This is a genomic window from Micromonospora parva, from assembly GCF_000718515.1.
GTDB classification, from domain to species: Bacteria; Actinomycetota; Actinomycetes; order Mycobacteriales; family Micromonosporaceae; genus Micromonospora; species Micromonospora parva.
The window spans coordinates 40,280-61,941 of sequence record NZ_JNZS01000028.1; the positions used below are offsets into that span (position 1 = coordinate 40,280).

The 21,662-nt window shown below is 71.3% G+C and carries 18 protein-coding genes; 10 read left to right on the top strand and 8 right to left on the bottom strand.

The genetic code is table 11. The features are described 5' to 3' along the window. Positions 1-49: 49 nt before the first annotated feature. Both IF22_RS0128245 and IF22_RS0128250 read left to right on the top strand, forming a co-directional pair. Positions 50-1,255 carry an ROK family transcriptional regulator gene (locus IF22_RS0128245; RefSeq protein WP_030337221.1) on the top strand — a complete coding sequence of 402 codons (1,206 nt, stop codon included), beginning with the start codon at positions 50-52 and terminating at the stop codon, positions 1,253-1,255. A gap of 125 nt (positions 1,256-1,380) precedes the next feature. After that, a complete protein-coding gene (locus IF22_RS0128250; RefSeq protein WP_156057945.1) occupies positions 1,381-2,196 on the top strand; it encodes a DUF3152 domain-containing protein in 816 nt (271 codons plus the stop codon). A 134-nt stretch (positions 2,197-2,330) separates the two neighbouring features. On the opposite strand, the gene IF22_RS0128255 is transcribed toward IF22_RS0128250, so the two are convergent. Together IF22_RS0128255 and ilvD are read right to left on the bottom strand one after the other, a co-directional pair. Beyond that, entirely contained in the window at positions 2,331-3,164 is an 834-nt protein-coding gene (locus IF22_RS0128255; protein WP_030337225.1) for an SCO4651 family lipoprotein, read from the bottom strand. Positions 3,165-3,450: 286 nt separating this feature from the next. Next, complete coding sequence (gene ilvD, locus IF22_RS0128260; protein ID WP_030337227.1) at positions 3,451-5,298, bottom strand: dihydroxy-acid dehydratase; 1,848 nt, start codon at positions 5,296-5,298, stop codon at positions 3,451-3,453. 129 nt (positions 5,299-5,427) lie between these two features. Between ilvD and IF22_RS0128265 the strand changes: the two genes are divergently transcribed. From IF22_RS0128265 to serA, 5 genes are all read left to right on the top strand, one after another. Beyond that, on the top strand, positions 5,428-7,782 hold the full coding sequence (locus IF22_RS0128265) for a putative bifunctional diguanylate cyclase/phosphodiesterase (protein WP_030337228.1): 2,355 nt from the start codon (positions 5,428-5,430) through the stop codon (positions 7,780-7,782). A 188-nt stretch (positions 7,783-7,970) separates the two neighbouring features. Further along, positions 7,971-9,851, top strand: a complete 1,881-nt coding sequence (locus tag IF22_RS0128270) for an acetolactate synthase large subunit (RefSeq protein ID WP_030337230.1) — start codon at positions 7,971-7,973, stop codon at positions 9,849-9,851. A gap of 2 nt (positions 9,852-9,853) precedes the next feature. After that, positions 9,854-10,369 (top strand): acetolactate synthase small subunit, encoded by a 516-nt coding sequence (gene ilvN / locus IF22_RS0128275; protein WP_030337232.1) that lies wholly within the window; start codon positions 9,854-9,856, stop codon positions 10,367-10,369. Positions 10,370-10,463: 94 nt separating this feature from the next. After that, positions 10,464-11,477: a ketol-acid reductoisomerase gene (gene ilvC / locus IF22_RS0128280; protein WP_030337234.1), complete on the top strand. Its 1,014-nt coding sequence runs from the start codon at positions 10,464-10,466 to the stop codon at positions 11,475-11,477. A gap of 399 nt (positions 11,478-11,876) precedes the next feature. Then, positions 11,877-13,475, top strand: coding sequence for a phosphoglycerate dehydrogenase (serA, locus tag IF22_RS0128285; protein WP_030337236.1), 1,599 nt, complete (start codon positions 11,877-11,879; stop codon positions 13,473-13,475). A 76-nt stretch (positions 13,476-13,551) separates the two neighbouring features. On the opposite strand, the gene IF22_RS0128290 is transcribed toward serA, so the two are convergent. Further along, positions 13,552-13,908 (bottom strand): hypothetical protein, encoded by a 357-nt coding sequence (locus tag IF22_RS0128290; protein ID WP_030337238.1) that lies wholly within the window; start codon positions 13,906-13,908, stop codon positions 13,552-13,554. Between the two features lie 309 nt (positions 13,909-14,217). Then, on the bottom strand, positions 14,218-15,060 hold the full coding sequence (locus tag IF22_RS0128295) for an FAD:protein FMN transferase (protein WP_030337239.1): 843 nt from the start codon (positions 15,058-15,060) through the stop codon (positions 14,218-14,220). A gap of 228 nt (positions 15,061-15,288) precedes the next feature. On the opposite strand from IF22_RS0128295, the gene IF22_RS0128300 reads away from it, so the two are divergent. Both IF22_RS0128300 and IF22_RS0128305 read left to right on the top strand, forming a co-directional pair. Next, positions 15,289-16,320, top strand: coding sequence for a 3-isopropylmalate dehydrogenase (locus IF22_RS0128300; RefSeq protein WP_030337240.1), 1,032 nt, complete (start codon positions 15,289-15,291; stop codon positions 16,318-16,320). 163 nt (positions 16,321-16,483) lie between these two features. Beyond that, positions 16,484-17,581 (top strand): branched-chain amino acid aminotransferase, encoded by a 1,098-nt coding sequence (locus IF22_RS0128305; RefSeq protein WP_030337242.1) that lies wholly within the window; start codon positions 16,484-16,486, stop codon positions 17,579-17,581. A 46-nt stretch (positions 17,582-17,627) separates the two neighbouring features. On the opposite strand, the gene IF22_RS0128310 is transcribed toward IF22_RS0128305, so the two are convergent. The 4 genes from IF22_RS0128310 to IF22_RS35225 form a co-directional block, all read right to left on the bottom strand. Further along, positions 17,628-18,422 (bottom strand): tyrosine-protein phosphatase, encoded by a 795-nt coding sequence (locus IF22_RS0128310; protein WP_051708838.1) that lies wholly within the window; start codon positions 18,420-18,422, stop codon positions 17,628-17,630. A gap of 55 nt (positions 18,423-18,477) precedes the next feature. Then, the gene (locus IF22_RS0128315; RefSeq protein WP_030337245.1) at positions 18,478-18,936 is read right to left on the bottom strand and encodes a hypothetical protein; all 459 of its coding nucleotides are present in this window, start codon (positions 18,934-18,936) and stop codon (positions 18,478-18,480) included. An 84-nt stretch (positions 18,937-19,020) separates the two neighbouring features. Then, on the bottom strand, positions 19,021-19,551 hold the full coding sequence (gene ahpD, locus IF22_RS0128320; protein WP_030337247.1) for an alkylhydroperoxidase, AhpD family: 531 nt from the start codon (positions 19,549-19,551) through the stop codon (positions 19,021-19,023). A gap of 2 nt (positions 19,552-19,553) precedes the next feature. Beyond that, positions 19,554-19,730, bottom strand: a complete 177-nt coding sequence (locus IF22_RS35225; RefSeq protein WP_156057951.1) for a thioredoxin domain-containing protein — start codon at positions 19,728-19,730, stop codon at positions 19,554-19,556. A gap of 304 nt (positions 19,731-20,034) precedes the next feature. Between IF22_RS35225 and cimA the strand changes: the two genes are divergently transcribed. Then, a complete protein-coding gene (gene cimA / locus IF22_RS0128330; RefSeq protein WP_030337249.1) occupies positions 20,035-21,618 on the top strand; it encodes a citramalate synthase in 1,584 nt (527 codons plus the stop codon). The last annotated feature ends 44 nt before the right edge of the window (positions 21,619-21,662 follow it).

Sequence of the window (21,662 nt, forward strand, 5' to 3'; positions counted from 1 at the left end):
ACTAAGTCAACCAGTTGCTTGAACAAACTGTGGATGCTAAGAACCTGACGTGACGATTGACGACGCGCCACGCGAAGCCCTCCGGGGCGGCCCTCGGGAGCTGCTGCGCTGGGTGGCCACCGGAGCGGCAGTCAGTCGTGCCGACCTGTCCCGGCTCTCCGGGCTGTCTCCGTCGACGGTCTCCCAGCGGGTCGAGGCATTGATCAACCAGGGGTTGTTGGAGGAGACCGGCGCCGGGCGGTCCCGAGGCGGACGCCGGCCGCGCCAGCTCGCCGTGCCCACCGGCGGCGCCGTGGTCGGCGCCATCGACCTCGGCGCGCACCACGCGCGCGTCGGCACGCTGGACCTCTCCGGGCGGGTGGTCCAGGCACGCACCCTGCCGGTCCGCATCGAGGAGGGCCCGGAGCAGGTGCTCGGTTCGCTGCTGGCCGAGGTCGCGGCGTTGGCCGCCTCGCCCGGTGACCCGACGTCCGCCGGTCCCGTGTCGTCAGCCTCGACGGCGGACGGCGACCCGGGCGCTCTGCGAGGTCTCGGCATCGGCATTCCCGGCCCGGTGCAGCACGCCACCGGCCGGATCGTCAGCCCGTCCCGGATGCCCGGCTGGAACGGCTTCGACGTCGCCGCGTTCTGCGCCGGCCGGGTCGACGTGCCGATCATCGTGGACAACGACGCCAATCTGATGGCGCTCGGCGCGCACCGCACCGCACACTCCGAACTGGACCATGCCGTCTACATCAAGGCCGGCACCGGGATCGGCTCCGGTGTCATCTCCAGTGGACGGCTGCACCGGGGCGCGCAGGGGTCGGCCGGCGACATCAGCCACTGCCGGGTGGTGGCCGATCCCGCGCCGCTGTGCAGCTGCGGCAACGCCGGTTGCCTGGAGGCCGTGGCCAGCGGCGCGGCCCTGGTCACCGCGCTACGCGAGCAGGGCGTGACGGTCTCCGACCTGACCGGTGTGATCCGCCTGATCGACGACGGCGACCGGCACGCGACAGCGCTCGCCCGGCAGGCCGGCCGGGCCATCGGCGAGATCCTGGCCGTCGTGGTCAACTTCTTCAACCCGCAGGTGGTCGCCATCGGCGGCCGACTCGCCGACTGCGAACCGCTGCTGGCCAGCATGCGCGCCACCCTCTACGAGCGGTGCCTGCCGTTGGCCACCCAGACCCTGCTCATCGAGCGGGTCGCGGCCAGCCAGGACGTCGGCATCACCGGTGCCGCCCACCTGGTGATCGACCACGTCGTGGCGGCCAACTGACCTCGCTCGTCCGCTACCGCACCGCGGGCTGTCGACGCCGATCGTCCTGACGTTTTCCTTACTCCTGGTCACCTAGCCTTCCAGCGTTCCTCACCTGACCGTGATCGACTCTGGAGGTTCTCACCGTGCGGATCAGCGGACGGATGCTCGTACCGATCTCGTTGGCGATGGTGCTGGCGACCGCTGCGTGTGGCCTGTCGGCGCGGGCTTCCGGGCAGGCCGAAGTCCCACGTTCCGGCCCGGCTGCCGGCAGCGCGGAGCAGAGTCCCGTCTCCAGCCCGACCCCGGAGATCCCGACCGACGAGGAGATTCCCACCAGAGCCGCCGGCACCTTCACCAGGGCCGCCGGCACCGGTCGCGTGATCGGCAGCGGCAAGAAGCGGGTGCGCTACAGCGTCTCGGTGGAGAAGGGCATCGCCTGGGGTGACATCCCCGCCTGGAAACCGGACCGGTTCGCCGAGAGCATCGAGCAGGTGTTGGCGGCACCGAACGGGTGGGCCACCTCGGCGCAGCACCCGGTCACCAACAAAGCCGTGAACCTGAGCCGGGCATCGTGGTCCTTCCAGCGGGTCGGCACCTCGAAGGCCGACGTCGACGTGCGGCTCGCGACACCCCGGACGGTGGACCGGCTCTGCGGCGCGAGCGGCGTCGACACCGAGGGGGTCTACTCCTGTAAGTACGGCAAGACCATCATGATCAATCTGCGGCGGTGGCTCCAGGGCTCACCGGGGTACCCGGTCACCATCGAGGAGTACCACGCGGGCGTGATCAATCACGAGTTCGGCCACTTCCTCGGCTTCGCCCACATGAAGTGCGGCGCTCTGGGCGAGCCGGGCCCGGTCATGATGACCCAGACCATCGACCTGGGCGGGTGCCTGCCCAACGTCAGTCCGTTCGTCGGCGACGGCCGGTTCGTCAGCGGACCGTGGGCGCCGTCCTGACCTGGTGATTCCTGACTGACCCCAGCCATGATCGACACGGGATCCTTGAACACGCGGTATCCGCGTCCACGCGTTACCCCGATATCACTGATCCCGTGTCGGTCATGCCAGTCAGGCAGTGCTCCAAGATCCGATCAGGTCGTGGTCAGGTCCTGCAGACCCTTGAGCATCTCGGCGAAGTCGGCGGTCTCCGCTGGCGGCGGCGACTCGATGGTCACCGCCTTGTCGTAGTCGGTGTAGTCGATCACCATGTCGCCCATCGCGCCCATCGCCAGGCCGGCCCGGCGCGGCCGGTACTGCTCGTCGACCCACAGGTCGATCTTCAGTTCCTTGACGCCCTGCGCGGCCAGCGCCTGCTCGGTGACGTCCCGACGCGCGGCGTCGATCTGGGCGAGGTAGGTCGCCACCGGAGTGGTGACGGTGTAGTGCACAGTTGGCACCCCGCTCACCGTCTCCTGCCCCACGACCGTCGTGCCCTCGATGGCGAGCAGCGTCTTGACCTGCTTGACCGGGTCGGCGTTCTCGAACTGCTTGGTGAAGCCCGTGCCCGTCAGCTCGCCCAGACCCGACAGGTCCATCTTCATCCAGCGCTTCCCACCCGTACGCGCGCGGCCCTCCTCCGGAATCTCGGTGAAGACCACGGCACCGATCATCCGGACGGTGGTCGTGGTTCCCTTCGCGTCGGTCATCGTCATGTCGGCCTTGAGCGGGTCACCCAGGTCCAGGACACCCCGCATCGAGATCTTCTCGCCGCCCATCGTGCCCGTCATCGTCACGGTCACCGAGTCGGTCTTGTTGGTGGTGTCGACGGCCTTCTGCAGGGATCCCTTGAGATCACTGGCCAGCAGTTGCAGGACGGTGGGCTGCTTCGGCGCCTCGGACTCGCCGGACGTCACGCCGCAGGCGGAGATCGCGAACGCGCTGAGCGCCGAGACCGCCACCAGCGTGGGCTTCTTCCAAACTGACACGTACCGACCTTCCCCCGTAGGAATCTGGGGCGATCCCCAGTAGACCGTCGACACGCTAGCCCACCCCGTCTATTCGAGGCACCGCCTTTGTCGACCGACCACCGTCGCCGCGGTGGTGGACGAGGCCGACCTGCCGTCGCTGTGGCTGGACCGGCAGTGGCGACTGCCGGAGGCGGTTGGCCGCACCGACGCGTGCACCGCCACGACGACGGCGTACGCCTCCTCGACGATGTTCCCGACCCGCGCGACGCCCCGATGGACTGAGGGTTGTCGGGCTGGCGGTCGGTTACTCCGGGACGCGACGGTAGGCGCCGTCGCTGGCCGAGGTGGCCATCGAGGCGTACGCGCGCAGCGCCGCCGACACCGGGCGCTGCCGGTCGGTCGGCGTGTACGGCCTGTCGCGCTTCTCCTCGGCCACCCGGCGTGCCTCCAACTCGTCCTCCGGCACGTTGAGGGAGATCGACCGGCTCGGGATGTCGATGACGATCTCGTCGCCGTCGCGGACCAGGGCGATCATCCCGCCGGAGGCCGCCTCGGGGGAGACGTGCCCGATGGAGAGCCCGGAGGTGCCACCGGAGAAACGGCCGTCGGTGAGCAGCGCGCAGGAGCGACCCAGGCCGCGTCCCTTGAGGAACGAGGTGGGGTAGAGCATCTCCTGCATGCCGGGGCCACCCTTGGGCCCCTCGTACCGGATCACCACCACGTCCCCGGCGACCACCTGCTTGGCGAGGATCGCTGTCACCGCGTCGTCCTGCGACTCGTAGACCTTCGCCGGGCCCCGGAAGGTCAGGCAGTCGTCCGGCACGCCGGCCGTCTTCACCACGCTGCCCTCGGGCGCCAGGTTGCCGTGCAGGATGGCCAGCCCGCCGTCGGCGGAGTACGCGTGCTCGCGGTCCCGGATGCAGCCGCCGGCCGCGTCGGTGTCCAGCGACGACCAGCGGTTGGTGGTGGAGAACGGCTCGACGGTACGCACCCCGCCGGGGGCGGCGTGGAACAGCTCGACAGCGGTCGGGGTGGGGGAGCCGCCGCGCACGTCCCAGTCGGTCAGCCACTGCGCCAGCGAGGGGGAGTGCACGGCGTGCACGTCCCGGTTGAGCTGCCCGGCCCGGTCGAGTTCGCCGAGGATCGCCGGGATGCCGCCGGCCCGGTGCACGTCCTCCATGTGGTACTGCGGGGAGTTGGGCGCGACCTTGGCCAGGCACGGCACCCGTCGGGAGATCGCGTCGATGTCGGCGACGCCGAAGTCCAGCTCCGCCTCGCGGGCGGCGGCGAGCAGGTGCAGCACCGTGTTGGTGGAGCCGCCCATCGCCACGTCCAGGGCGACCGCGTTCTCGAAGGCGGCCTTGGAGGCGACAGTGCGCGGCAGCACCGACTCGTCGTCGCCGTCGTACCACCGCTTGGCGATCTCCACGACGGTCCGGCCGGCCTCGACGAAGAGTGACCGGCGGGCGGCGTGGGTGGCCAGCGTGGAACCGTTCCCGGGCAGCGCGAGCCCGATCGCCTCGGTGAGGCAGTTCATCGAGTTGGCGGTGAACATGCCGGAGCAGGAGCCGCAGGTCGGGCAGGCGGAACGTTCGATCTCGCCGAGCTGCTCGTCGGTGACCGCCTCGTTCGAGGAGGCGATCATCGCGTCGATCAGGTCGATCTTGCTGTGCACGACGCCCTCGATCGCCATCGTCTTGCCGGCCTCCATCGGGCCACCGGAGACGAAGACGGTGGGGATGTTGAGCCGCAACGCGGCCAGCAGCATCCCGGGGGTGATCTTGTCGCAGTTGGAGATGCAGACCAGGGCGTCCGCGCAGTGCGCGTTGACCATGTACTCGACCGCGTCGGCGATCAGCTCGCGGCTGGGCAGCGAGTAGAGCATGCCGCCGTGGCCCATCGCGATGCCGTCGTCGACAGCGATGGTGTTGAACTCCCGGCCCACCCCGCCGGCCTCGGCGACCGCGTCGGCGACCAGGCCCCCCATGTCCTTGAGGTGTACGTGACCAGGCACGAACTGGGTGAAACTGTTGGCGATGGCGACGATCGGCTTGCCGAAATCGTCGTCGGTCATCCCGGTGGCCCGCCAGAGGGCCCGGGCGCCGGCCATCGTCCGACCGTGTGTGGAAGTCCTCGACCGCAGCTCAGGCATGCATACCAGCATGACACCGCCGGCGCGCGGCCCCACCCGGGTATCTGCCGTGTCCCAACAGATGCACACTCAGCCCCCCACGACGTGCGCCCATCCGGCACTCTTGGAGGCGTGCATTTTCCACCGGGCATGGCCGCTGTCGCGGCGCTCAGCGGGCTCGTCGCCGCGGTGGCCGTCGTGCTGCTGACCGTCGTCGCCCGGCGGCGGACGGGGCCGCGTCGACCGGCGCACGTGCTGCTCGCGGCAGCCGCCGGCGGTGCCCTGATCAGCCTCCTGGCCGGGGTGGTCGCCGCGCTCAGCGCGAACGACCACTGGGCCCACGAGCAGGGGCAGCGCACGGGTTGGGCGACGCTGGTGGCGATCGGCACGGCGGTGAGCGGGCTGGCCTTCGCCGCCGGTCTGCTCCGACTGCCCGGGGTGGCCGCCACCGCGGCGGGAACGGCCCGGCTCGCCCTGGACGGGTTGGTCATTGCGGCGGCGCTGTGGTTCGTCGGTTGGGTGCTCTTCTCCGAGCCCACCCGGTTGCTCGGTGCCGCCACCCCGATGGCCTGCCCGGCGATCCTGGTGGCCACGGTGAGCGCGGCGCTCGGCGCCGGCCTCGCCGTGATCGTCGTCTTCCGGGCCGCCGCCCCACGGCGACGGCTCGCCGCGCTGTGCGCCGGCATCACCGCGGTGAGCTGCGGCGGGCTGGGGCTCAGCGCCGGGCTCTGCCAGGCCGGGCCGACCATGGCGCTGACCGGCGCGTCGCTGCTCGCCGCCGGCCTGCTGACCGTCGCGCTCGCCCTGTACCGGGCGGACCGGCCGGGGCAGGTCGACCTGGACCTGGTCGGTCGCGACGGCGAGTACGCCATCGCCCCGATGCTGGCGATGGCCGCCTCGGCGATGTACCACCTCGCCCAGGACGGCCGGTTCACCGCGGCCGGCATCGTGGCCGGCAGCGTCGAGGGTTTCGCCCTGGTGGCGCGGCAGTACCTCACCCTTCGCGACGTCCGGGGGTACGCGGGCCGCCTGGCCGAGCGGGAGGCGCACTTCCGGGAGTTGGCGCACACCGATCCGCTGACGTCGTTGGCCAACCGGCGCGGGCTGCTGCGGGCGCTGCACCACAACGCCGCGGACCGCAACCCGTGCGTGCTGCTCGGCCTCGACCTGGACGGCTTCAAGAACGTCAACGACATGCGGGGCCACGACGTGGGCGACGCCGTGCTGGCCGAGGTGGGCCGGCGGCTGCGCGGCAACCTGCGCCCCGGTGACGTGGCCGCCCGGCTGGGTGGCGACGAGTTCGCCGTGCTCATGCAGGGCCGGTCGGTCGAGGCGGACCGGGTCGCCGAGCGGCTCCTCGGGGTGCTCAACCGGCCGTACGACCAGCCGGAGGGGCCGGTCTTCCTGTCGGTGAGCATCGGGGTGGCCGACTGGGCCGACGAGCCGGACGTGGAGTTGCTGCTGCGGCACGCCGACCTGGCGTTGCGCTACGCCAAGCAGCGGGGCAAGAACCGGATCGAGCGGTACGACGCCGCGTACGACAAGCTGCTGCGCCGGCGGACGACGGTGGAGCACGAGCTGCGCGGGGCCATCGAGCGCGACGAGCTGCGGTTGGCCTTCCAGCCGGTGGCGTCGCTGCCGTCGGTGCGGCCGGTCGGCGCCGAGGCGTTGCTCCGCTGGCACCACAGTGAGCTGGGCAACGTCCGTCCGGACGAGTTCATCCCGCTCGCCGAGGAGTGCGGCATGATCGCTCCGCTCGGCGCCTGGGTGCTGCACCAGGCCTGCTACCAGCTCTCCCGGTGGCTGGCGGACGGGCACGACGTCTGGGTGTCGGTCAACGTCTCTCCCCGCGAGCTGCACGCCCCGGAGTACGTGGTCCAGGTCGCCGAGGCGTTGCGCGCCCACCACGTGCCGCCGCAGCGGCTGGTGCTGGAGGTCACCGAGCACGCGGTCGCCACCGACCTGGACGAGCTGATCCGGCGGCTGACCGCGCTGCGGTTGACCGGTGTCCGGATCGCGCTGGACGACTTCGGGGCCGGCTACTCGTCGCTGGGGCAGCTACGGCGGCTGCCGATCGACATCCTCAAGATCGACCACAGTCTGGTCGCCGAGCACGAACCGGTCCGCCCGGTCGACCAGGACGGCCCGGCCTTCGCCCCGATGGTCGACATCGTCATGCGACTGGGCCATCAGCTGGGGCTGGAGGTGATCGCCGAGGGGGTGACCACCCCGACCGAGCTGGCCGCCGTGGTGGCCGCCGGCTGTCGGTTCGGCCAGGGCGCGCTCTTCGGTTGGGGGGTGCCGGCCGAGCACCTGGAGGCGATGCTGGAGGCGGCCACGTCCCCGGGTGCGCGTCCCACCGCGGTGCCGGCGCCACGTCCCGCTCCGGGCGGGTCCGGGCAGCTCAACCCGTCTGCCGATGGCGCGTCGCCGGGCGACGCGCCGACCTCCGTTAACCAACATGTGGGATCAGTTGACTCATCGCGTGAGATGCGTCAGGCTTAGCCGCATGTCGTCGTACCGGTCGCTGCGAGTACTTACCTGAGCGCACTCTCCCTCACCGAGAGTGCGCTGGCCCCGTGCATCTGCACGAGGGCCGTTTTTATTGCCATCGGAACCTGGCGAAGCGGGCCGCGCCCGCGTCGCATCGCTTGACTAGCCACCAGCCACTCCAGCCGAAGGCCAGAACCGCCATGACGAGACCCACGCCCGAGACCCTCGCCCACACCGCCCGCCGGGCCCGCGCGGCCGCCGACCCGACCCTCGACGTCGACCAGGCCGGCACGCGCACGGCCACCCCGGCCACCCCGGCGGTACGGCCCGCCGCCGCGACCCAGGTTTCCGGGGCCGGCTCGCTCGTGCGGTCCCTTGAGGCGCTCGACGTCGACGTCGTCTTCGGCATTCCGGGCGGCGCGATCCTGCCGGCGTACGACCCGCTCTACGACTCGACGGTCCGGCACATCCTGGTGCGGCACGAGCAGGGCGCGGGGCACGCGGCGACCGGTTACGCGCAGGCCACCGGCAAGGTCGGCGTCTGCATCGCCACCTCCGGCCCGGGTGCGACGAACCTGGTCACCCCGATCGCCGACGCGTACATGGACTCGGTGGCGATGGTCGCGATCACCGGTCAGGTGGCCCGCCCGTCGATCGGCACCGACGCCTTCCAGGAGGCGGACATCCAGGGCATCACCCTGCCGATCACCAAGCACAACTTCCTCGTGCAGAACGCCGAGGAGATCCCCCGGGTGCTGGCCGAGGCGTTCCACCTGGCCAGCAGCGGGCGACCCGGCCCGGTCCTGGTCGACATCCCCAAGGACGTGCTCCAGGCGCCGACCACCTTCTCCTGGCCGCCCACGCTGGACCTGCCCGGCTACCGGCCGACCCTGCACCCGCACGGCAAGCAGATCCGGGAGGCGGCGCGGCTGATGGCTGGCGCCCGACGGCCGGTGCTCTATGTCGGCGGCGGCGTGCTCAAGGCCGGTGCCACCGACGGGCTGCGTCGGCTGGCCGAGCTGACCGGCATCCCGGTCGTCACCACGTTGATGGCGCTCGGGGCGTTCCCCGACTCGCATCAGCAGCACCTGGGGATGCCCGGCATGCACGGCACCGTCGCCGCGGTCTACGGCCTGCAGAAGGCGGATCTGATCGTCGCGCTGGGCGCGCGTTTCGACGATCGCGTCACCGGCAAGCTGGACTCGTTCGCCCCGGACGCGGCTGTGGTCCACGCGGACATCGACCCGGCGGAGATCGGCAAGAACCGGCACGTGGACGTGCCGATCGTCGGCGACGCCAAGCACGTCATCGACGAGTTGATCGTCGCGGTCAGCGCCGAGCGGTCGGGGGGGCGTACCGCCGACCTCGGTGACTGGTGGACGCAGCTGAACGACCTGCGCGACCGTTACCCGCTGGGCTACGACGAGCCGTCCGACGGCACGCTGTCCCCGCAGTACGTGATCAAGCGACTGGGCGAGATCGTCGGCCCGGACGCGATCTTCGTGGCCGGGGTGGGTCAGCACCAGATGTGGGCGTCGCAGTTCATCTCGTACGAGAAGCCGCACACCTGGTTGAACTCCGGCGGTCTCGGCACGATGGGTTATGCGGTGCCGGCGGCGATGGGCGCCAAGGTCGGCAAGCCGGACACGGTGGTCTGGGCGGTGGACGGTGACGGCTGCTTCCAGATGACCAACCAGGAGTTGGCCACCTGCGCGCTGGAGGGCATCCCGGTCAAGATCGCCGTGATCAACAACGGCAATCTGGGGATGGTCCGGCAGTGGCAGACGCTCTTCTACAACGAGCGTTACTCCAACACCGAGCTCGGCACCCACAAGCACCGCATCCCCGACTTCGTCAAGCTCGCCGAGGCGCTGGGCTGCGTCGGGCTGCGCTGCGAGAACGCCGCTGACGTGGACAAGACCATCGCCGCCGCCATGGAGATCAACGACGCGCCCGTGGTGATCGACTTTGTGGTCGGCAAGGACGCGATGGTCTGGCCGATGGTCGCCGCCGGCACCAGCAATGACGAGATCATGTTCGCCCGCGGCGTCCGCCCGGTCTTCGACGAGGATGACATCTGATCATGACTATGCATACGCTTTCGGTGCTGGTGGAGAACAAGCCCGGCGTGCTCGCCCGGGTCTCCGGCCTGTTCTCCCGGCGGGGGTTCAACATCGACAGTCTCGCCGTCGGCGAGACCGAGAACCCGGACGTCTCCCGGATCACCATCGTGGTCAACGCGGAGTCGTCCCCGCTGGAGCAGGTCACCAAGCAGCTGAACAAGCTGGTCAACGTGCTCAAGATCGTTGAGCTGGATCCGCAGGTCTCGGTTGCCCGGGAGTTGCTGCTGGTAAAGGTTCGCGCCGACCGGGCCGCGCGCTCGCAGGTGCTGGAGACCGTCAACCTGTTCCGGGCCCGGGTGGTCGACGTCGCACCGGACACGCTGACCATCGAGGCCACCGGCACCCCGGACAAGCTCGACGCGCTCCTGCGCGACCTCGAGTCCTTCGGCATCAAGGAAATGGTCCAGTCCGGGCTGGTGGCCATCGGGCGCGGCTCGCGTTCGATCACCGCCGGTCCCGCGCTGCGGGCCGCCTGACCCGCCGCCGGTCGGCCCCGGCGGGCCGCCCCGGAAATTCATCCGCACAGACCACGACGGGCCGCCCCGGCCGTCGTACGAAAGGGAAGTTCTCATGAGCGTTGAGGTGTACTACGACGACGATGCCGACCTCGGCCTGATCCAGGCCAAGAAGGTCGCGGTCATCGGTTACGGCAGCCAGGGCCACGCCCACGCGCTCTCGCTGCGTGACTCCGGCGTCGACGTGGTGATCGGTCTGCCGGAGGGCTCGAAGAGCCGTCCCAAGGCTGAGGAGCAGGGCCTGCGGGTCGTCACGCCGGCTCAGGCCGCCGCCGAGGCCGACGTGATCATGGTGCTCGCACCGGACACCGCCCAGCGCGGGATCTACGCGGAGTCGATCGCCCCGCACCTCACCCCCGGCAAGGCGATCTTCTTCGGCCACGGCTTCAACATCCGGTACGGCCTGATCAAGCCGCCGGCCGAGGTGGACGTGGCGATGGTCGCGCCCAAGGGCCCCGGCCACCTGGTCCGCCGCCAGTACAGCGACGGCAAGGGCGTGCCCTGTCTCGTCGCCGTCGAGCAGGACGCCAGCGGCAACGCGCTCGCGCTCGCCCTCGCGTACGCCAAGGGGATCGGCGGCACCCGGGCCGGCGCGATCAAGACCACCTTCACCGAGGAGACCGAGACCGACCTCTTCGGCGAGCAGGCGGTGCTCTGCGGCGGTGCCTCGGCGCTGGTGCAGACCGGCTTCGAGGTGCTCACCGAGGCCGGCTACGCCCCGGAGGTCGCCTACTTCGAGTGCCTGCACGAGCTGAAGCTGATCGTCGACCTCATGTACGAGGGCGGCATCGCGAAGATGCGCTACAGCATCTCCGACACCGCCGAGTACGGCGACCTGTCGCGTGGCTCGCGCATCATCGACTCCCGGGTCAAGGACGAGATGCGCAAGATCCTGGGTGAGATCCAGTCCGGCGAGTTCGCCCGCGAGTGGGTCGCCGAGGACGAGGCCGGCCGGCCCAACTTCACCAAGTGGCAGGCCGAGGGTGCGGCGCACCCGATCGAGGAGACCGGCAAGAAGCTGCGCGGCATGATGAGCTGGGTCGACCGCCCGATCACCGAGACCGCCTGACCGTCCGGCCCGGCCGGACGACGATCCACCGGCAGCCCCTGGGCTGGCGCTCTCCCCAGCGCCGCCCCGGGGCTGCTCGGCATGCTGCCGCCCGTCGATGCGTCGGGCGGCGGTGTTCGTGGGCCACCGCTCGCCCACGGTGACCGGGTGACCGACACCACCGGGGTCCGACGCGGCCTGGGCGACCGTGTCGACGCGGTGAACGGCCGATGTCCGTCGCCCGACCGGGCGTGTGAGGGCACTCACCCCGAAGACCGGAACACGCCGACCAGCGAGGCCCCTACGATCGCCTGTAGGTGCAGCAGCCGGCACCTGACGGCCACGGCACGGATCAGCGCAGGGCGCAGTGCGGCGCCCGGCCGCCCGGGCCGATCGCAAACACGACCTCTACGAGGACCGATGAATCCTGTCGTACTGATCGCCGAAGAACTCGCCCCCGCCGCCATCGAGGTGCTCGCCCACGACTTCGACGTCCGTCACGTCGACGGCACCGACCGTCCGGCCCTGCTCTCGGCGCTCTCCGAGGCCGACGCCGTCATCGTGCGCAGCGCGACCCAGATCGACGCCGAGGCCATCGCCGCGGCGCCGCGCCTCAAGGTGGTCGCCCGCGCGGGCGTCGGTCTGGACAACGTCGAGGTGCCGGCCGCCACCGCCCGGGGCGTCATGGTCGTCAACGCGCCCACCTCGAACATCGTCTCCGCCGCCGAGCAGGCCGTCGCGCTGCTGCTCGCCGTGGCGCGTAACACCGCGAGCGCCAGCGCCGCGCTCAAGGCGGGGGAGTGGAAGCGGTCCAAGTACACGGGCGTCGAGGTGCAGGGCAAGACCGTCGGCGTGGTCGGGCTCGGCCGCATCGGCGTGCTCTTCGCCCAGCGCATCGCCGCGTTCGGCACCCGGCTGATCGCGTACGACCCGTACATCCAGCCGGCCCGCGCGGCGCAGCTCGGCGTCCGCCTGGTGGGGCTGGAGGAGCTGCTGCGGGAGAGCGACTTCATCTCCATCCACCTGCCGAAGACGCCGGAGACGGTGGGCCTGATCGGTGAGAAGGAGCTGGCGATCGTCAAGCCCGGCGTCCGCATCGTCAACGCCGCCCGTGGTGGGCTGGTCGACGAGCAGGCGCTCGCGGACGCGATCGCCGAGGGTCGGGTCGCCGGCGCCGGTGTCGACGTGTACAGCAAGGAGCCGTGCACCTCGTCGCCGCTGTTCGCCTTCGACAACGTGGTGGCCACCCCGCACCTGGGCGCCTCCACCCACGAGGCGCAGGACAAGGCCGGTCTCGCGGTGGCCAAGAGCGTGAAGCTGGCGTTGCAGGGCGAGTTCGTCCCGGACGCGGTCAACGTGCAGGCCGGCGGGGTGGTCGCCGAGGACGTTCGGCCGCTGCTGCCGCTGGCGGAGAAGCTCGGCCGGGCGTTCACCGCTGTCGCCGGCGGGGTCGCCGCCAGCGTCACTGTCGAGGTTCGCGGTGAGATCGTCAGCCACGAGGTGTCGGTGCTCAAGCTCGCCGCCACGAAGGGCCTGTTCAGCTCCGTGGTCGAGGAGCAGGTCACCTACGTCAACGCCCCGCACCTGGCCGCCGAGCGTGGCGTCGAGGTCACCCTGGCCACCCTGGCCGAGACGGCCGATCAGCCGACCCTGGTCACGGTGCGCGGCGCGCTGCCGGACGGCCGGACGGTGAGTGTCTCCGGCACCGTCACCCAGTCCGGCGCTCGCGACGTGCTGAAGCTGACCGAGGTGGACGGCTTCGACGTGGAGATCGGCGCGGAGGGCATCCTGCTCTTCCTGCGCTACGCCGACCGGCCCGGTGTGGTCGGCACCGTCGGTACCCTGCTCGGCGAGTCGGGCATCAACATCGCGGCCATGCAGGTGGCGCGTCGGGAGGCGGGCGGCGAGACGCTGATGACGCTCACCGTCGACCAGGCGCTCGGCGCCGACCTGCTCACCTCGGCCGCCGAGTCGATCGGTGCCACCGCGGCCAGCGCCGCCGACCTGCGCGACGAGTAACAGCCGACAAGCACTGTGGGGGGCCTGGCGATTCGCCGGGCCCCTCGTCATTTCCCGTCTACTGCCGCTGGTCGGGTCAGCCGGGCAGTCGTGCCGGGGGCGGGTAGACAGAGCCGTCCTGCGGGTCGAAGAGCATCAGCCCGTGTTCGCCGGCCAACCGCTCGATGTCCAGGAGCACCTGGTCCGCGCAGGTCGGGTGCAGGTTCAACTCGACGTGGTCGTGGGCCGCGTGCAGCGGCGCCACCGCCCAGGGGCTGTCCGGGCCGGGGTGACGGTCCGGATAGGACGCCGTGATCGCCCGGTAGAAGCTGACCACCCGTGGGTCGGGGTAGCGGTCCACGTGCCGTCCCTGTCGGCAACCGTCGACCGCTGTCCGCACGTCCTCGGGCGTCGCCCCGTCCTCCAGGGCCCACACGCTCAGATCGAAACTCACGGCGGACAGCGTGCCATCCGCCGTTCACCATGTCGAAATTGCCTCGCCGCCGGTCAACCACCGATTGTCGCAGTCTCCGGTGCCGACGGTCCGGTGTGGAGACTCTTGCGTCGAGTTGCGTCGATTCGCTAGCGTACGCACTGCGGTCACTGGCCGAGTTCGAGGCGCCGGCCCGTCTTCGGGTGGCGCGGTCGACGTCCGGCCCGACCGGTCCGCACCCCTCGGTTGTGCGAGCCACGCGCACTCGTCGCTGACCGGCCCCCATGGTCGTTGCCGAGACCGTGGGGGCCGATCGCGTGCCCGACCAGCTCAGCGACGGTGGGCGAAGAGCGCGCGATAGTCGGAGTTTCCCCGGAACCAGGCCAGGCCGGTGGGGCCGGCGGCGTAGAGCGCCGTGGCGTAGGCGTCGGCGACCGCCAGGTCGGGGCCCACGACGGTGGCGGCGGCGAGGTTCTCGGCCGGCTCGCCGGTGTGCGGGTCCACCACGTGCCCCTGCCGTCCGGTCACGCCGGAGGTGCCGATGGCGCCAGCGGTCATCTCCAGCACCAGCGGCGCGCGCTCGGGTGCGGTCGGGTGGTGCACGGCGACCCGCCAGGGCCCTCCGTGCGGCGCGCGGCCCCGGACGACGAGGTCGGCGCCGGCGAGGACGGCGTAGTCGTGGATGCCGGCGGCGCGCAGCCGCTCCGCGGCGCGTTCCACCGCCCAACCGCCGAGCAGGCCGCCCGGGTCGAAGCCGCCGGGCACCGCCCAGGCGTCGAACCACCCGTCGGTGGCGGCGCGCATCGCGGCGCAGCGGTCCACCAGGTCGGCCAGCGGCGGGTACGACTCGGGGCTGATCTCGCCCCGACGCAGCCGGGACACCAGGCTCTCCGGTCGGTTGGGGCCGTAGGTGAGGTCGATGGCGCGCAGTTCGGCGACGCTGTCCCGCAGCGCCTCGCCCACGCCCCGGCGGCCGAGCCACTCGGGCGCGTTGAGCAGCAGGGTGTACTCGGCGGTCGCGGTGCGGACGGTGTGCTGCACCGCGATCCGGCCCTCGGTGGCGCCGGCCGGGTCGATCCGGTGCCGGCGGCTGCCGAGTCGGAGGTCCGGCCGGCGGTGGCGGAACGCGGACGGGTCCGGCCAGCGGGTCCGTGGCTGTTCGTCGATGCGCATCGCATCTGCCCCCTCGCACGTGGTGCCGCATCATCGCGACCCCGTTGGTCAGCGGGCCCCCGCGACCCACTGAGCACTACCGTACGCAGCGGAGATGATCGCTCCATGAGTCTCAGCTGAGAGGGTGCTGTGCATTCCCGCGTCCCAAATCATGGACGCTGCGTACCGGGAGGCGGGACGGCGACGTACCGTTGCGCAGACGGAACCGTTGAGCAGAGGAGTGCGGTCGTGGCGCGGATCGCGGTGGTGGCCGGGGACGGCATCGGGCCTGAGGTGGTCGCGCAGGCCCGCAAGGTTCTCGACGCGGTGCTGCCCGACGTGCAGGCCACCGAATACGACCTCGGTGCCGCCCGCTGGCACCGTACCGGTGAGGTGCTGCCCGACTCGGTGCTGGCCGAGTTGGCCGGGCACGACGCGATCCTGCTCGGCGCGGTCGGTGACCCGACGGTCCCGCCGGGGGTGCTGGAGCGGGGGCTGCTGCTCAAGCTCCGTTTCGCCTTCGACCAGTACGTCAACCTGCGCCCGTCCCGGCTCTGGCCCGGGGTCACCGGTCCGCTGGGCAACGTGAAGCCGGGCGAGGTCGACCTCGTGGTGGTGCGCGAGGGCACCGAGGGGCTCTACGCCGGTGCCGGTGGCTCCCTGCACCGGGACACTCCGGCCGAAATCGCCACCGAGGAGAGCCTGAACACCCGCCACGGCGTGGAACGGGTGATCCGCGACGCGTTCGCCCGCGCCGGCCGCCGGGAGCGGCGCAAGGTCACCCTCGTGCACAAGACCAACGTGCTCACCCACGCCGGGTCGCTCTGGGCGCGCACGTTCGACGCCGTCGCCGCCGAGCACCCGGATGTCGCCACCGAATACCAGCACGTCGACGCGGCGGCCATGTTCCTCGTCACCCAGCCGCAGCGCTACGACGTGGTGGTCACCGACAACCTCTTCGGCGACATCCTCACCGACATCGCCGCGGCCGTCACCGGCGGCATCGGGCTGGCTGCCAGCGGCTGCATCAACCCCGAGGGGGCGTACCCCTCGATGTTCGAGCCGGTGCACGGCTCGGCGCCGGACATCGCCGGTCAGGGCATCGCCGACCCGGTCGCCGCCGTGCTCTCCGCCGCGTTGCTGCTGGATCAGCTCGGGCACGCCGAGTCCGCCGCCCGGGTCAACGCGGCGGTCGCCGCCGAGCTGGCCAACCGGGTTCCGGGCGTACCGCTGCGTACCGAAGAGGTCGGCGACCGGCTCGCCGCCCACGCCGTAGCCTGACCGTCCCGGCCCGCCCGGCGACCGGCCCGGCGCCGGTCCGCCCGGTGCCGTCCGTCCGGCCCGACCGGCGCTACCCGCTGAACGACCGTTCGGGGTAGGTTTCTGGCACAACCATCTCGGTGTGCGGTCCCGCATGCCGTTGTTCCGCAGGGAGGTCAGCGCGATGAGCGGTGGTGACAAGCTCGACTTCGAGATCCGTCCGAATGCCGCGCCGGTATCCGCCGCCGATCGGGCCGCCCTCCTGGTCAACCCCGGGTTCGGCCGGGTCTTCACCGACCACATGGTCACCGTCCGCTACGCCGACGGCAAGGGCTGGTACGACGCCCGGGTGGAGGCGCGGGGCCCGATCCCGATGGACCCGGCCAGCGCGGTGCTGCACTACGCGCAGGAGATTTTCGAAGGGCTCAAGGCGTACCGCACGGCCGACGGTGGTGTGACGATGTTCCGGCCGGACGCCAACGCCGCCCGTTTCGCCACCTCCGCGCAGCGGATGGCGATGCCGGTGCTGCCGCCGGAGGTGTTCGTCGACTCGTTGCACAAGCTGATCGAGATCGACCGTGAGTGGATCCCCACCGGCGAGGACGGCAGCCTCTACCTGCGGCCGTTCATGTTCGCCAGCGAGGTCTTCCTCGGCGTCCGCCCGGCCAACGAGTACCTCTACATGGTGATCGCCTCACCGGTCGGTGCGTACTTCAGCGGTGGCGTGAAGCCGGTCACCGTCTGGGTCTCTCCGGACTACACCCGGGCCGCGCCCGGTGGCACCGGCGCGGCCAAGTGCGGCGGCAACTATGCCGCGTCGTTGGCGGCGCAGGCGGAGGCCATCGAGGCCGGCTGCGACCAGGTCGTCTTCCTGGACGCGGTGGAGCGCCGGTTCGTCGACGAACTGGGCGGCATGAACGTCTTCTTCGTCTACGACGACGGCACTGTGGTCACCCCACCGTTGACCGGCACGATCCTGCCGGGCATCACCCGCGACGCCGTCCTCGCGCTGGCCGGCGCGGCCGGGCACCGGGTCGAGGAGCGGCCGGTCAGCTTCGCCGACTGGCAGGCCGACGCCGCCAGCGGTCGCCTACGGGAGGTGTTCGCCTGCGGCACCGCCGCGGTCATCACCCCGATCGGTGGGGTCCGCTTCCCGGACGGTGAGTTCCTGATCGGTGGTGGCGAGCCCGGCCAGGTCACCATGGCCCTGCGCCAGCAGCTGGTCGACATCCAGCGGGGCACGGCGGCCGACCCGTACGGCTGGGTGCAGCGGGTCTTCTGACCTCCGTCGCTGTGGCCGGCCCGCCCACCCGGACGGGCCGGCGCAGTCAGCCGTGCCCGACGCCGCCCGGCGCGTCGTCGTCGGCCCAGGCCTGGGCGGGTTCGTCGAGCAGGTGGTCGCGCAGCGCGGCGAGCTGCTCGTCGGTCACCCCGGCGTGGCGCAGGTACGCCTCGACCGAGCCGTGCCCCTCGCGCAGCTCGTTGAGGAAGATCTGCATGGCCTCGGCGGGTGAGCTCAGGAACGGTGCCGGCACGTCAACACCGTCCGGGGTGACGGAGGCCAGCCAGGCGCTGTAGCGGGCCGACGCCGCGCTGCTCAACGCGTAGTCCGCGCTGATGTCCGCGTCGTCGACGCCGAGCACGGCCAGGGTCAACGCGCAGACGATCCCGGTGCGGTCCTTGCCGGCGACGCAGTGCACCACCACCGGGGCGTTGGCGGAGTCGGCGATCAACCCGACCGCCTCGGCCAGCCCGGCGGTGCCGGTCTGGGCCAGGTCGGCGTACCGGTCCGCGAGGTAGCGCGCCAGGCTCGCGCCCTCCTCGTGCGGCGTACCCGCCCAGTCGGCGTGCTCCGGGTGGATGTGCCGGTAGGTCAGACCCTGGTACGCCGGCACCCGACCGTCCCGCTCCACCTCGGTGGGGCGGCGCAGATCGATGACGGTGCGGATCCCGATCGCGGCGAACGCGTCCTGGTCCTGCTCGGTGAGGCGGTGCAGCGAGTCGGAGCGGTAGAGCCGGCCCCGGCGCACGGTCCGGTCGTCGTGGCCGACGTAGCCACCGACGTCGCGGAAGTTGAAGGTGGCGGGGAGCGAGAGCTGGGGGTCGTCCTCGGTGGTGTCCACTGTCACACGGTAACGGCCGGTGGGACATCGCCCCACCGGCCGTCGGGTCGGACAGTCACCGGGCCGTGCCGGGCGGCAGCGCGCCGTACGTCTCGTCGTAGTAGCCACCCAGCTGGTCCCGGTAGCTCGGGTCGCTGTGGCTGCTCTCGTCGTACTCCGGGGCGGCCTTGATCTGGTCCCGGGTCCGGTCGACGGAGACGGTGCGCTGGTCGTGGTCGACCTGGTTGACGGTGCCGGCCGGAAGCATCACCTTCTTGCCGAAGATCCACGGCCCGGTGTCCACTACCAGGTAGCTGCCGCCCACCTCGTGACTGGCGCTGTCGATTTTGCCGATTCCACCGTCGGTGGCCTCGACCTTGTAGCCGACCAGGTCGACGTCGGCCACGCCGGCCTGGTCGCGGTAGCGCCAGGGGTCGAACGTGCCGGCCGGCGCGCCGCCGGGCACCGTGCCCTGGTCACCCCCGCGTAGCGGGTCCGGCCCGGCGTGGGTGGCGTGCGGATCGATCCTGTCCATGCCGTTCACTCCTGACTGTCACCGAGCAACTCATGTCTCCGTCGGAGCTACCCGGCCGTCGGGGGCCGGAAACGGCGTACCAGCTCAGGCCAGCGCGGCTTGGGCGTCCAGGGTGACCGCAGCGGCGTGCACCACGGCGGCGATCCGCAGGGCCTCGTGCACCTGTTCCGGGGTGAAGCCCTTGTCGCGCAGCGTCTTCTCGTGCGAGCGCACGCACACGTCGCAGTCGTTGATGGTCGACACGGCGAGGCACCAGAGCTTGAAGTCGCCCTTGTCCACCCCCGGCCGCGCGACGATCTGCATCCGCAGTCGGGCCGGCATCGAGGTGTACCGCTCGTCGTCGAGGAGGTGCTTGGCCCGGTAGTAGATGTTGGTCATCGCCATGATCGCCGCGGCGCCCTTGGCGGCCTCGACCCCCTCCGGCCCGAGGTGTCCGAGCGCCTCGGCCGCGATCTCCCGCAGCACCACCGGGTTGCGGGCGGCCACCGCAGAGGCCAGCGCGGTGCCCCAGGTCTGCGTCGGGGTCAACGTCGACGCGCCGAGGGTGGAGCCCAGGTTGAGCCTGATGTCCGTGGCGTACGCCGGCAGGGCCGCGGTGAGCGCGTCCAGGCCCATGGTCACACCCCGGCGATCTCCGTCGGGCTGATGGAGGTCTCGTCCATCGGCCCGACGAAGACCAGACGCCACTTGCCCTCGTGGGACGCGTGGTTGATCGTCTTGGACGCGTTGGTGGCGCCCAGCGATACGCAGGCGGTGAGTCCGTGCTCAGGTAAGCGGTCACTGACGGTGAGCACGGGTCCTCCTTGCAACTGGCACGTGGCCAGTTCCAGATGCTTCCGCACCGCTGTTCCTGCCGGTGGGCGCCCTGGTGGCGTGTGAAGCCGATCACGGGCGATGGCTCGAGCTGAACGAACGCTCAGTAATCGTCTCGCCATGTGGATTGTTCCTCCCAAAACCATGGGCGGGGTGGCAGAGTAGCCATCGTGACACGCACCGTCCTGATTATTGCGACCTAGCGCGCCGGCTCTCCCCTCTGCCGAGCGCGCAGACCTCCCGCATCCGCGGGAGGTCTTTTTGTTGCTCCGAGAAAGGATCCTGATGACGTTCCAGGTCTTCGACACCACGTTGCGCGACGGCGCCCAGCGCGAGGGGCTCACCTACTCGGTGGTCGACAAGCTGGCCGTGGCCCGGCTGCTCGACGAGTTCGGCGTCGGCTTCATCGAGGGCGGCTGGCCGGGCGCGGTACCCAAGGACACCGAGTTCTTCCGGCGCGCCCGCACCGAACTGGATCTGCGGCACGCCGTGCTCGTCGCGTTCGGCGCCACCCGCAAGGCCGGCGTCTCCGTCGCCGACGACCCCCAGGTGCGCGCCCTGCTGGACGCGCAGACGACGGCGGTGGCCCTGGTCGCCAAGGCCGACACCCGGCACGTCGAGCGCGCGCTGCGGACCACCGGCGCGGAGAACCTGGCGATGATCCACGACACCGTCGACCACCTCGTCCGCGAGGGCCGCCGGGTCTTCGTCGACGGCGAACACTTCTTCGACGGCTACCGGCACGACCCCGCGTACGGTGCGGCGGTGGTGCAGACCGCGCTCGCCGCCGGCGCCGAGCGGATGGTGCTCTGCGACACCAACGGCGGCATGCTGCCGTCCCAGGTGACCGCCGTGATCCGCGACCTGACCGACCGGCTGGGAATCGACCCCGCGCTGTTCGGCATACACGCCCAGAACGACACCGCCTGCGCCGTGGCCAACACGATCGCCGCCGTGGAGGCGGGCGTCCGCCACGTGCAGGGCACCGCCAACGGGTACGGCGAACGCCCGGGCAACGCCGACATCTTCGCGGTCGTCGCGAACCTTGAACTCAAGCTGGGCATGCCCGTCCTACCGGAGGGCTGCCTGGCACAGATGGTGCGGGTCTCGCACGCCATCGCCGAGATCGCCAACATCGCCCCCGACACCCACCAGGCGTACGCCGGGGCCGCCGCCTTCGCCCACAAGGCGGGGCTGCACGCGAGCGCGATCAAGGTCGACCCGTTGCTCTACAACCACGTGGACCCGTCGGTGGTGGGCAACGACATGCGGATCCTGGTCACCGAGATGGCCGGTCGGGCCAGCGTCGAGCTGAAGAGCCGCGAGCTGGGCCTGGACCTGGGCAGCAGCCCGGACGCCCTGACCCGGGTCACCAAGCGGGTCAAGGAGTTGGAAGCGGGTGGTTGGTCCTTCGAGGCGGCCGACGCGTCCTTCGAGTTGCTGGTCCGCTCCGAGCTGCCCGAGGGAAGCCCGGCCCGACCGTTCACCCTGGAGTCGTACCGGGTGTTGGTCGAGCACCGCGAGGATGGCGGGGTGGTCTCCGAGGCCACCGTCAAGATCCGGGTTCGCGGTGAGCGGGTGATCGCCACCGCCGAGGGCAACGGCCCGGTCAACGCCCTCGACGAGGCGCTGCGGGTGGGGCTGACCCGGCACTACCCGCAGCTGCGCGACTTCGAGTTGGCCGACTACAAGGTGCGCATCCTGGAGGGCAGCCACGGCACGGGCGCGGTGACCCGGGTGCTGCTGGAGACCTCCGACAGCAGCGGCCGGGACTGGACCACGGTAGGCGTCCACCCGAACGTCGTCGAGGCCAGCTGGCACGCCCTGGTCGACGCCCTGACCTACGGCCTCGCCCCCACCCCCGTCTAACCCCCCCCCCACCCCACCCCACCCCCACCCCACCCCACCCCACC